Source organism: Phytopseudomonas seleniipraecipitans (assembly GCF_900102335.1).
In the GTDB taxonomy this organism is placed as follows: Bacteria; Pseudomonadota; Gammaproteobacteria; order Pseudomonadales; family Pseudomonadaceae; genus Aquipseudomonas; species Aquipseudomonas seleniipraecipitans.
On sequence record NZ_FNBM01000008.1, the window covers coordinates 143,161 to 154,110 of the forward strand.

The following is a 10,950-nucleotide window of genomic DNA, read 5'->3' on the forward strand; positions in this document are numbered from 1 at the left end:
GCAAGGCTCAATTCAGCGTCTTTATCCTGCAAGAGCTTCTTTGTGTGCTCCAAGTCATCTAAATGCACAGTAATGTTTTTATTATAAAAAAGCCTCTGATAATTAAAAAGCTCACTCCTCAAACGATCAAAATCTTCTGACAAATCAGAGGTATTGAACTTGTTCTCCAAGCACAAAATATCACTAATTATTTTCGGTAGCTTAGATGAAAAATTGTCCATCGATATATTGTGGTGCTTGAGATTTGGCTCCAAAAAATCTGCAATTTTCTTGGAGTTTGCTGCATATTTTTTTTCAATATCCAAGGTTAATTTTTTAGAAATATCACTCACAACATTTGAAGTGTTTTTTACAAGCTCGTCAAAGCTTACAAATATCCTTTCGCGGCCTCTACTGAATTTTTCCGCAAGCAAGAAATGGTATGCCCAAAGCAACATACCCTTCTCAAGGGATATTTGATCTCTAGCATGCAGTGAGCAGGCAACTTCTAACGGATTTCTGTATGGTATTATCACCTTGATATCAATATCTAACTCATTTAATGACTTTTCATAAAACGGATATAATAAGCAGGCGCGCGGATCTTTAATCGCAAACAATCTAGAGTATTTAAACTCTGACACGATTATATTTTTTAATTCGGCACTGCTATTTTCTAACGCCTCAAGTTTTTCTAAATTAAAAAATGCATCATCCCAAGAGCTATCAATGGAGGTAAGAAGCTTGTCGCTTAGCTGCTGTATCTTCCAGTTTTCGAAATATCCTTTTTCGTTATTTTTGTCCCCGCCTATTATACTTGCCAAATAAATATCGAGAAAACTGAGTACACCAGTCAAAGCAGATGTACCGCTCCGATGCATTCCAAGGACCAGAACACAAGTTTGCTTCATGTTAGTTAATCGCCTCAATATTAATATTATCGATAAAATTTACACTTGAGGTTATTTGACCATTTGCCTCTATGACCTTCACCATATAAGCATCAACTATTCTATGCGCATAATCTTTTTTGGAACCAAAATCTGCTAGCACGCCACAGTTAAGGAAGTACTCCCCTGCATTCAGTTCGCATCTGAAATAGATGTTTACTTTATGGGTTCCTGATAGCCAGGGTAAAAACTCATGCTTCCCAGGAAAGGCCCCGCCACCTAAGGGCGCCCCGTTTTTTTGCTTGATTAGAAAACCAACCTGAACATTTTGAAGCGAGGCCTTTATCTCTACTTGGTAGCTATAGATATATACATTACCTTGCTTCAATATATTGACTTTTCTGCCATCAGTCGTGGTCACTTTTACATCAAAAATTCTTGCGCCTTTCTCAGCATAAGTAATGATCGAACGAGATCTAATCGCCGGATTAAAAAACTCTTCTATGGCAGTTTTATGCTTTGCTGACGGCAGATTTACCAGCCCACCGCTCCCGCTTTCTGATTGCGTTGAGTTGGCGCAGGATTCTGGTCCAGCAGATACCAGCGCTCGGAATTCGCTTTGCACTCCTGCTATATCAACCATATTTTCGTTGACATACTTCATATACAGCCCAGTTATCAATTTCGGGGCGCCTTGTATCACTTGCTCGCCGCGACTTATCCATATTGCCCGACTGCAAAGATTTACTATGCTCGCTTCACTGTGGCTAACAAAAAGAATAGTTGCCCCTTTGGCACGAATCTGTTCCATTTTGGCAAAACATTTACGGCCAAATGACGCATCACCTACACTCAAGGCCTCATCGACGATGAGGATATCCGGCTCTACATTAATAGACACTGCAAAGGCTAGCCTTGCCTTCATTCCGCTACTGTAGGTTTTGATGGGTTGGTGGATGAAATCCCCAAGATCGGCAAACTCTATTATTTCCTTGATCTTTTTATCGGTCTGAACCTTGTTCATACCATTCAAGGCGTTATTCAAATAGATATTCTCAACCCCTGTCATTTCGGGGTTGAAGCCAGCACCCAGCTCCAGTATTGCAGACACCTTACCCTGTACAGTCACACTGCCGCTGGTGGGGGTGAGCACACCGGTGATGACTTTAAGCAGTGTGGACTTACCGCTGCCGTTTTTGCCAATGATGCCAACACACTCACCTTTCTTGATTTCCAGGCTCAGATTTTGTAGTGCGTGGAAGTCTCGATGGTACTTTTTCTTGAACGGATGCAGGGCTTCCTTGAACCGGCTCATAGGGCTCTCGTAAAGCTTGTAGACTTTAGTAAGGCCCTGAATTCTTATAGCGACGTCGTTACTCATCAGAGCACATCCCCAAAGTGAGGCCTGAGCCGCTTAAAGACCAATGCCCCCAACGCCATGAAAAACAATGTCATACCAAAATAATAAAGGGTCAGATTCTGTCTTTCCCAGAACCAGACGCCGGTGATAAAGGTATCTCTATAGCCACTCACGATATAAAAGGCAGGGTTTGCCTGGATAACCGTCTGCAGACGTGGCGAGAGCATCTCTACTGACCAGAAGATGGGGGTAGCCCAAAACCCGATCTGCATCAATACCGCGACAAAATTGCTAATATCCTTAATGAACACGCGTATTGCTGAGGTTAGCCAAGTTATCCCCAATAAAAATGAAATAGAACATGCCATATAAAATGGCAACTGCAACCAATACAGCGTTGGCCTGTAGCCATAAAACAGCAATGCCAGTACCAAAAAGGCTACCAGCACAATATGAATGAGCAAGGCCGAGCCTATCTCCACCAACGGCAAGACACTGACCCGAAAAGCCACCTTCTTGACCATAAAGGTATTATTAATTATCGCACCAGTGCCGCTGATAATTGCATTTGATATGAACAGCCAAGGCACCATCCCACAAATCAGCCATAAAAAAAACGGCGTACCATCCGTGGTTGGGCCCGCCCTGAACCCCATTTCAAAAACAAACCAGATCACCAACATAAAGGTCAGCGGCTGGACGAATGCCCATACAAGCCCCAGATAAGAACCAAGATATTGTTTACGAAAGTCATTTTTTACAAGCGTGAGCAATAACTCTTTACTGCTGTATACGTGCCGTAAAAAAATTACAAATTCTTTGATAATTTTCAATTTTTACTCTTTCTTACCAAGTCAGCCAAACGCGTCCACCTCATAAAGAGAAAGGCCTTTGCTGTCTTTTTCTGATAACTGAGGTTTTATACCTGCGGGCCAGTTAATCTGAAGTGCTGCATCATCCCAACGAATGCAGCGCTCGTGCTCTGGCGCGTAGTAATCGGTCGTCTTGTAGAGAAACTCAGCCGTCTCGCTCAGCACCACAAAACCATGCGCAAAGCCTTCAGGCACCCAGAGTTGATGCTTGTTTTCAGCACTCAAGTGAGCTCCCACCCACTGGCCGAAAGTTGCGCTGCTCTTGCGCAGATCCACGGCGACATCGAATACTTCGCCTTGCACCACCCGCACCAGCTTTCCCTGCGGTTGCTGGATTTGGTAATGCAACCCGCGTAGGACATTTTTTATCGAGCGTGAATGATTGTCTTGCACGAAGACTACCGGTTTGCCAACAGCTTCTTCGAACTGGCGCTGGTTGAAACTCTCATAAAAGAAACCGCGCTTGTCACCGAACACCTTGGGCTCGAAGAGGATCACCTCTGGAATGGCTAATGGTGTAGCTTTCATCAGTAAATGGTCTCTTGCAGCAGTCGCTTTAGATACTGGCCATAGCCGTTCTTTAAGAGTGGTGTGGCAAGCTTGTCGAGCTGCTCGGCATCGATCCATTTCTGCCGAAACGCCACTTCTTCAGGACAAGCGACTTTAAGACCTTGGCGATGCTCAAGCGTGGCGATGAAGTGGCTTGCTTCAAGTAGAGAGTCATGGGTGCCTGTGTCGAGCCAGGCGTAGCCTCGACCCATGATTTCAACCGACAGGCTGCCCTGCTCCAGATAAATCCGATTCAGATCGGTGATTTCCAGCTCACCGCGCGGCGAAGGCTTGATGCTCTTAGCAATCTCAACCACTTGCTGGTCATAGAAATACAAACCCGTTACAGCGTAATTTGACTTTGGCTTGAGCGGTTTCTCTTCCAGACTAATGGCCTTGCCTTTGGCATCGAACTCGACCACGCCATAACGCTCAGGGTCATTAACGTGATAAGCAAACACACTGGCGCCATTGCGACGCAGCATGGCGCTTTGGAGCAGATCATTGAAGTGGTGGCCGTGGTAGATGTTGTCGCCTAATACCAATGCTGATGGATCATTACCGATGAATTCTTCGCCAATGATGAACGCTTGCGCCAAACCATCTGGAGAGGCCTGTACGGCATAGGAGATGCTCAGTCCCCAGTTGCTACCATCGCCCAGCAGCTGTTCGAAACGCGGAGTGTCCTGGGGGGTAGAGATGATGAGGATGTCGCGAATGCCCGCCAGCATCAGAGTGGTCAGCGGGTAATAGATCATCGGTTTATCGTAAACCGGCAAAAGTTGCTTGGAGATAGCCAGGGTCGCAGGGTGCAAACGAGTGCCTGAGCCGCCGGCAAGAATGATGCCTTTACGTTTGAACATATTCATTTCTCTAGTATTTCTGTGAGCATCCGTGCCACACCGACCTGCCATGCAGGCAGGCTCAGCGCAAACGTCTCTTGCAGTTTCTGAGTATCGAGTCGTGAGTTATTGGGCCGTTTGGCCGGGGTCGGATAAGCGCTGCTGGCGATAGCGGCAACCATGTTGCTTGAAACCCTGAGGTTGGCACCCGCTGCTTCTGCATGTTCCAGTACGAAACAAGCGTAAGCATGCCAATTGGTCTCGCCCGACGCAGCCAAGTGATACAGCCCCGCAAGCTGAGGTTGCTGCAGAGTGGCGCGAATAACATGGGCGCTGACATCCGCCAACAGTTCAGCCCCGGTCGGCGCACCGAACTGGTCAGCAATCACGCTGAGGCTATCGCGCTCACGGGCCAGACGCAGCATGGTCTTGGCGAAGTTGTTGCCACGCGCGGCGTATACCCAACTGGTGCGCAGGATCAAATGCAGGCAGCCACTTGCCTGGATTGCGCGCTCGCCAGCCAGCTTGCTGGCACCGTATTGATTGAGGGGCGCAACAGCATCCGTTTCGCACCAGGAGCGTTCACCATCACCGGCAAACACGTAGTCGGTTGAGTAATGAACCAGCAAACAACCCAACTGTTTGGCACCGCGAGCCAACACAGAAACGGCTTCAGCATTCACCCGGAAGGCCAGGTCAGTATCGATCTCGGCCTTGTCAACGGCAGTGTAAGCGGCGGCATTAACGATTACATCCGGCGCAAAACGCTGCACGGTCTCTGCCAGGCCGTCGAGATCACACAGGTCTCCGCAGTAGTAGCTGCTTCTGGAGTCAAGCGCCAGCACGCTGCCCAATGGGGCCAGGCTGCGTTGCAACTCCCAGCCAATCTGGCCGTTTTTACCTAGCAGCAATAGTTTCATTCACTGCGCCCGGAATAGTTCGTTTCCATCCATTGGCGGTAATTGCCGGAAAGGATATTGCTCACCCAGTCCTGATTATCCAGGTACCACCGCACTGTCTTGCGGATACCTGTTTCGAAGGTTTCTGCAGGCTTCCAACCTAGTTCACTGGCAAGTTTCGTCGCGTCAATGGCATAGCGTCGGTCATGTCCCGGGCGATCGGTAACATAAGCAATCTGCTGTTGATATGGCTGGCCGTCGATGCGCGGACGCAATTCGTCCAATAGCGCACAGACGGTATGCACGATTTCCAGGTTAGGTTTCTCGTTCCAGCCACCAACGTTGTAGGTTTCGCCCACCACGCCAGACTCAACTACGCAGCGGATTGCACTGCAGTGATCTTTGACGAACAGCCAATCACGGATCTGCTGGCCATCGCCATAAACCGGCAGCGGCTTACCGGCCAAGGCGTTGACAATTATTAATGGAATGAGCTTTTCCGGAAAATGGTAAGGCCCGTAGTTGTTCGAGCAATTGGTGGTGAGCACCGGCAGCCCGTAGGTGTGATGATAGGCACGTACCAGATGGTCACTTGCAGCCTTGCTGGCCGAATATGGACTGTTTGGCTCGTATTGATGTTGTTCGCTGAACGCGGGTTCATCTCTACCCAACGAGCCGTATACCTCGTCAGTCGATACATGCAGGAAACGAAACACCTGCTGTGCGTCAGACCCCAGCCCCTTCCAATAAGCACGCACAGCTTCCAGTAGACGGAACGTGCCGACGATATTGGTCTCGATAAAGTCTTCGGGCCCATGAATAGAGCGATCGACATGAGACTCGGCTGCGAAATTGAAAATGGCCCGAGGCTGATGCTCAGCCAACAAGCTCGCAACCAAGGTGCTATCGCCAATATCACCCTGAATAAACAGGTGCCGAGCATCACCATCTAGACTGGATAGATTTTCGAGATTGCCGGCATAGGTCAGCTTGTCCAGATTGATCACCGGCTCATCGGACTGAGTCAGCCAGTCGAGCACAAAGTTGCTGCCTATGAAACCGGCTCCGCCGGTCACAAGAATAGTCATGCGTCAGATTTTTCCGAGAATGGCTGCAGCGACCAAGCCAATATTGCCAAGCAATGTTTGGCGATAGATGCCACTGCGCTTGAGATGGATAAGGCGAGGTATGAGGGCCATATTCCGGGCTTTAGCAAAACGCTGCAGTATTTCCCGATTTTCTGGTGTGAGCCTGTGCTCTAGCGTCAGTAGCGCAGAGATGTTGCAGTCATTCCAGTGCTTGAAGCGCCCCTGAAACAGCATACGGATACGTTTTGAACGAGCTGCCCAGTTGGAGTTGGTGCCCACCAAATTACCGCCGTGCTGGCGATAGCGCAGTGTGGGTTTGCTGTCGTAGAAAACTCGACCACCGCAGCCTGTCACCACCATGTAGGCCCACCAATCGTGGGTGATCACAGACTTATTTTCCCCTGCCTCGCGCAGGAGCTTTCGCGCAGCCTTGTTGAACACCATGGTGTTGCCACCACCGATGTTCTGCATCAAGGCATTGGCGAAACCGGGGGCTTTGGTAAAGAGTGGCGACGCGCCGATTGCATTGTTATCAGCATCAACTAATAGGGTGCGAGAGCAATATAACGCTGGAACATCAGCAGGTAGGCTCTCGAGCCACTGCACGGCTCTCGCGAGCTTATCCGCCTCCCAGACATCGTCTTGGTCCGAGTAAGCATAGAAATCTGCATTGATGCTCGCGTTGCAGGTCAGCGAAAGAAAATTAGCTGCAAAGCCCTCGGCTGGCCCGTAATGCGTGGACAGGCGGCCAACATCCCATTTCTTCCTGTAACCCTCTAAGATTGAATGCGTATCGTCTTGCGAACCATCGTCAGAAGCCCACACTTCCCAGTTGGCATGTGATTGGGCCGCAAAAGAATCCAGCTGCTCGGCGAGGAAATGCTGGCCGTGATAAGTACACAACAGAATGGCTACCCGAGGAATGCCGGCGGGCTCAGCGAGTCTTGATACAGACACAGATACTTTACAAGCTTTGGTGCTACTGCAGGATTTAGCTGTCCTGGCATCACGAAAGGTAGGGGATAGCACTTCCTGTTGCTCCGTCAACATATCCATTCAGAGGCGTTAGCCTCACTCATTCCTTGAACCTGACAATAGAGTGCCAAGCTGATCACGCTTCCTAACTTTACCAACATCCGGGAGGGAGGGGGGTGAAATAATTAAGTCATGGCTTGGTTATGGGCAGTGCGGTGGTGGAATAGCCCGCCTCCCAAGCCTCGCAACCCCGGCCTCTACACGAGCACCCGCTTGCCACGCCATGCTTCCGACATCCTGCCCTGATAGACGAGCCGACTTTCGGAACCCATTGAAAGTATATGGAATATTGTTTTCCATAAGGGAAGCAAACGCTGGTTGAACGGTTCTTCTGCAACGAGGTAGTATCAGTCGATGGCGTGTGCTGCGTGCGCCGGGGCTAGCCCCTATACGGAGAACGATTAGTCGTTTTCCGTGAGGCTCCAATGGTTACGCAGCGCTCCCATTCCGTTGATATATCGCCACGCTCGTTCGATACGCATCGAGTACGTGCACTCATTTCCCTCTGCACATCGCCTCGCTCTGTCCCTCTGCGACAGCGGCTTTGTTGCGCCCGAATTTTGTCTTCGAGCCCCATGGACGGCTTTCGAAAACAATCCAGTGTTCCACCTGCTCAAGGAAATAACTGAATGACTCAATCGTCATCAACGCTGGCTGTCAGGCAGTCTGCGCTGAAGCGGTTCCTCGCCAGCGAAGCAGCTGGCGGTGTATTGCTGATGATCGCCGCGGCAGCGGCCATAGTAGTTGCTAACAGCCCCCTCGCTGAGGACTATTACCACTTCCTGCACGCAAACGCCGGCCCGGCGCTCAGCGAAAAGCTGGGGCCGATGACGCTCCATTTATGGATCAACGACGGTCTCATGGCGATCTTCTTTCTACTGGTTGGGCTGGAGATAAAGCGCGAACTGGTAGATGGGCGATTGTCGTCGTGGGAGCAACGCCGCCTGCCAGCACTGCCGGCATTGATCGGTATGGCCTTGCCGGCGTTGATTTATCTGCTGGTGACCAATGGCGACCCGCTGCTCACCAAAGGCTGGGCGATCCCGGCGGCAACCGATATCGCCTTTGCCGTCGGTGCGCTGGCCCTGCTGGGCCGTCATGCACCGCTGTCACTGAAGTTGATTCTGGTGTCGGTTGCCATCATCGATGACATGGGCGCGGTGGCGATCATTGCGATTTTCTATACCTCGTCTATCAACCTGCTTGCCCTCCTCGCTGCGGCGGGCATCATCGCCGCCTTGTTCGCGCTGAACCGCATGCGCGTGATGACGCTCTGGCCGTACCTGCTGGGCTTGGTTCTGCTCTGGTACGTCACGCTCCTGTCTGGCGTGCATGCCACCATCGCCGGCGTGGTCGGCGCGTTCCTGATTCCCTACATCCCCTCGCCTGGCAAGCCGGACGACGCAGAGTCGCCGCTGCACCGGCTCGAGCACGGCATTGCACCCTGGGTAGGCTTCCTGATCGTGCCGGCATTCGGCTTTGCCAATGCCGGGGTGTCCTTTGCCGGGGTTTCCATCGCCGACGTGTTTGCGCCACTGCCTCTCGGCATTGCCGCCGGATTGTTCCTAGGTAAGCAGCTGGGCGTGTTTGGGGGCGTGCTCCTGGCAGTCAAGACCGGTCTCGCAGCCAAGCCGCGAGGTTGCACCTGGCTGCAGATCTATGCGGTGTCGATGCTGTGCGGCATCGGCTTCACGATGAGCCTGTTCATCAGTGGCCTGGCCTTTCCAGGCTACGAGGCGCTCATGGAGGAAGCGAAGATCGGCATCCTCATGGGTTCGCTGCTGTCAGCGGCGCTGGCCTGCCTGATCCTGCGCTTCGCACCGAAGGCAGCGGATCAACAGCAGGAAGAGAAGCTGCAGGAAGCAGAGATTCTTCAGGACGGCGACGTGCAACGCGTCTGAGACCGGGGCTGAGGGAGATAAACACCTCTCTCAGCCTGCTGCAAGACCGTTCGAGGCGGACGGCGCCACTCCCTAGAAAACCCCTTCAAAGGGCACGACGCTGAGCGCCTTATGCGGACCTCAGCTCGTGCTGCTGATCGATGGCTACTACCACGCATTCGACCAGACGCGTTATTTGCAACGCTTCGAGCAGCGTCGACGCTTGTCACCCTGCCGCATCGGCCACCTCTTTACTGCCGGTCCGTTCTTGCTCGCGCGACGTAGATGGAAGCGCAGCGCCCCATCTAGCAATCAGTCCACCAATGACACAGGGCGTGATCGTTTAAACGATCGGATACCAGACGAGTTGGGTCTTTCTCAGCATCCCTCGACGACACCCCCTTAGGTTACCCATCACCCCAAACTCAATGAAATGGCCTATTCACGCGCCTACCCGGACGTGTTGCATGACGTTTCCACGGCCTCTTCGACAAGCCAAGCTGAGTGTCTGGATAAGCAATTATTGGTCTGAAATCGACTTGAACATCCTTGCAGGCTTCGCTGTCGGACGGTTTGTAAGGAGTTCCGTAAGGCAGGCGAAACTTTGTTGCTGTATGTTGCAGCCATAAGTCGCGTCAAATCCATGCTGCTTATGGCGGAGCCGTCGGCGAGCCGAATCAAATAGACCTATTACATCGGCCGCATCAATCGACGCTCCTCCTGGATGTCCGTGCATCCGCATCCCGCCCCCCGGGCGGATTCGTTTTAGACAGTCTGAGCCGTGCAGCGATTGCGCGGGTTATCGAGGAGTCGATATGTCCAAACAACCCCCTCAAGGATTGAGCAGGCGCACTCTGCTGAAAGCCTCCGCAGCGACCGTTGCTGCCGGTGTTGCGGCAAGCGCCCAGGCCGTTACCGTCAACGGTGTACCGCACTGGTTACCCTTCGACCACAACGGGCCGCTCCACTACGACGCCAAGGGCTGGCAGTTCTTTACCGCCGAAGAGGCGCGTGAAGTCGAGGCCATCGTCGAGCGCCTGATCCCCGCCGATGACCTATCGGTAAGCGGCAAGGAGGCGGGCTGCGCGGTGTTCATCGACCGTCAGCTCACCGGCCATTACGGTCGCTACGAGCGCCTTTACCAACACGGGCCATTCGTACCCGGGGTAGAACCTGCCTCTGACCTGGTGCCCGCCGATCGCTATCGGGTCGGCCTGGAGCAGTTGGGCAAGCACTGCCAAGCCACTTTCGGCAAGCGTTTCAGCGAGCTGGACGACGCGCAGCGCGACGACGTGCTCAAGGCGATGGAGAGCGGTGACATTAAATTCGAGGGGATCGAGTCGAAAATCTTCTTCGAGCAGATTCTGCAAAACGCCATGGAGGGGTTCTTCGCCGACCCGATCTACGGCGGCAACCGGGACATGGTGAGCTGGAAGATGCTCGGCTTCCCCGGCGCACGTTACGACTATCGCCCCTACATCGACCGGCACAACGAGAAGCTGGATCTGGTACCGCTGTCGATCATCGGCAGCTCCTCGTGGAATCGCAAAGGATGA

10 protein-coding genes are annotated in these 10,950 nt (G+C 52.1%); 2 read left to right on the forward strand and 8 right to left on the reverse strand.

From position 1 onward, the window contains the following. From BLS60_RS21490 to BLS60_RS16775, 8 genes are all read right to left on the reverse strand, one after another. The coding region (locus BLS60_RS21490; protein WP_208597311.1) for a sulfotransferase family protein at positions 1-890 on the reverse strand (890 nt) is incomplete at its 3' end. A 1-nt stretch (position 891) separates the two neighbouring features. After that, positions 892-2,250, reverse strand: coding sequence for an ABC transporter ATP-binding protein (locus tag BLS60_RS16745; RefSeq protein ID WP_092370243.1), 1,359 nt, complete (start codon positions 2,248-2,250; stop codon positions 892-894). Continuing rightward, a complete protein-coding gene (locus BLS60_RS16750; RefSeq protein ID WP_208597312.1) occupies positions 2,250-3,062 on the reverse strand; it encodes an ABC transporter permease in 813 nt (270 codons plus the stop codon). Before BLS60_RS16750 ends, BLS60_RS16745 begins: the two co-directional genes overlap by 1 nt. 21 nt (positions 3,063-3,083) lie before the next feature. Further along, positions 3,084-3,629, reverse strand: coding sequence for a dTDP-4-dehydrorhamnose 3,5-epimerase (gene rfbC, locus BLS60_RS16755; protein ID WP_092370246.1), 546 nt, complete (start codon positions 3,627-3,629; stop codon positions 3,084-3,086). Then, positions 3,629-4,513: a glucose-1-phosphate thymidylyltransferase RfbA gene (rfbA, locus tag BLS60_RS16760; RefSeq protein ID WP_092370249.1), complete on the reverse strand. Its 885-nt coding sequence runs from the start codon at positions 4,511-4,513 to the stop codon at positions 3,629-3,631. Before rfbA ends, rfbC begins: the two co-directional genes overlap by 1 nt. A gap of 2 nt (positions 4,514-4,515) precedes the next feature. After that, positions 4,516-5,412, reverse strand: a complete 897-nt coding sequence (gene rfbD / locus BLS60_RS16765; RefSeq protein WP_092370252.1) for a dTDP-4-dehydrorhamnose reductase — start codon at positions 5,410-5,412, stop codon at positions 4,516-4,518. Continuing rightward, on the reverse strand, positions 5,409-6,479 hold the full coding sequence (rfbB, locus tag BLS60_RS16770; RefSeq protein WP_092370255.1) for a dTDP-glucose 4,6-dehydratase: 1,071 nt from the start codon (positions 6,477-6,479) through the stop codon (positions 5,409-5,411). The genes rfbD and rfbB overlap by 4 nt, the downstream gene beginning before the upstream one ends. 3 nt (positions 6,480-6,482) lie before the next feature. Then, entirely contained in the window at positions 6,483-7,535 is a 1,053-nt protein-coding gene (locus BLS60_RS16775) for a glycosyltransferase family 2 protein (RefSeq protein WP_244153428.1), read from the reverse strand. A 608-nt stretch (positions 7,536-8,143) separates the two neighbouring features. Between BLS60_RS16775 and nhaA the strand changes: the two genes are divergently transcribed. Then, on the forward strand, positions 8,144-9,415 hold the full coding sequence (gene nhaA / locus BLS60_RS16780) for a Na+/H+ antiporter NhaA (protein ID WP_070880517.1): 1,272 nt from the start codon (positions 8,144-8,146) through the stop codon (positions 9,413-9,415). Between the two features lie 794 nt (positions 9,416-10,209). Next, on the forward strand, positions 10,210-10,950 hold the full coding sequence (locus tag BLS60_RS16785; protein ID WP_092370258.1) for a gluconate 2-dehydrogenase subunit 3 family protein: 741 nt from the start codon (positions 10,210-10,212) through the stop codon (positions 10,948-10,950).

Excerpts from the sequence above, each read along its gene's own strand:
- rfbA (WP_092370249.1), bottom strand. The coding sequence starts at position 4,513 with ATGTTCAAACGTAAAGGCATCATTCTTGCCGGCGGCTCAGGCACTCGT.
- rfbB (WP_092370255.1), bottom strand. The coding sequence starts at position 6,479 with ATGACTATTCTTGTGACCGGCGGAGCCGGTTTCATAGGCAGCAACTTT.
- BLS60_RS16775 (WP_244153428.1), bottom strand. The coding sequence starts at position 7,535 with ATGGATATGTTGACGGAGCAACAGGAAGTGCTATCCCCTACCTTTCGT.
- BLS60_RS16785 (WP_092370258.1), top strand. The coding sequence starts at position 10,210 with ATGTCCAAACAACCCCCTCAAGGATTGAGCAGGCGCACTCTGCTGAAA.
- nhaA (WP_070880517.1), top strand. The coding sequence starts at position 8,144 with ATGACTCAATCGTCATCAACGCTGGCTGTCAGGCAGTCTGCGCTGAAG.
- rfbD (WP_092370252.1), bottom strand. The coding sequence starts at position 5,412 with ATGAAACTATTGCTGCTAGGTAAAAACGGCCAGATTGGCTGGGAGTTG.
- rfbC (WP_092370246.1), bottom strand. The coding sequence starts at position 3,629 with ATGAAAGCTACACCATTAGCCATTCCAGAGGTGATCCTCTTCGAGCCC.
- BLS60_RS16745 (WP_092370243.1), bottom strand. The coding sequence starts at position 2,250 with ATGAGTAACGACGTCGCTATAAGAATTCAGGGCCTTACTAAAGTCTAC.